Annotated in this window: 2 tRNA genes; both read right to left on the minus strand. The window is 69.9% G+C overall.

Features of this window, described 5'->3' with window-relative positions:
• Nucleotides 1–224: 224 nt before the first annotated feature.
• A tRNA-Cys gene (locus ACTIF6_RS26860) sits at nt 225–298 on the minus strand.
• Nucleotides 299–356: 58 nt separating this feature from the next.
• Nucleotides 357–432: transfer RNA gene (locus ACTIF6_RS26865), tRNA-Gly, on the minus strand.
• Nucleotides 433–528: the final 96 nt, after the last annotated feature.

The following is a 528-nucleotide window of genomic DNA, read 5'->3' on the forward strand; positions in this document are numbered from 1 at the left end:
GCGAGTCCGGACGCACGCCCCGGGGGCGCGCCGGGCGAGGCCGGCTCGGGTGCGACCCATGGTTCGGGGGGCTGACTCACCCGATCAGCTTGCCCCAGGAGCCTGCCGGACGGGTCCACCCAGCTGAGGAGCGACCCAAGCAGCCGAGCGAGGAGCGACCCGGACGATCTCGGACGCGCCCGTGGGCACCGGCCAGCGTGCTGACGACCGGTGCCCGCGGGTCCTGGAGGCGACGAGGGGAATCGAACCCCTGTGCAAGGCTTTGCAGGCCTCTGCCTCACCACTCGGCCACGTCGCCAGAATGCGTCAGTGTAGTGGGAAAACGGCGATGGCCCCGACAGCGTCGGGGCCATACGTGGAGCGGACGACCGGGTTCGAACCGGCGACCTCAACCTTGGCAAGGTTGCGCTCTACCAACTGAGCTACGTCCGCAGGAGTCGGTCATGGTAGCAGAGGCACCCCACCGCACAAGTTGGGACGGCCCCCTCAGAACGCCGACGGAGCCCCTTGCTCGGTGGCACCGGGATG

Origin of the sequence: Hydrogenophaga sp., from assembly GCF_051860785.1 — a bacterium.
In the GTDB taxonomy this organism is placed as follows: Bacteria; Pseudomonadota; Gammaproteobacteria; order Burkholderiales; family Burkholderiaceae_C; genus Hydrogenophaga.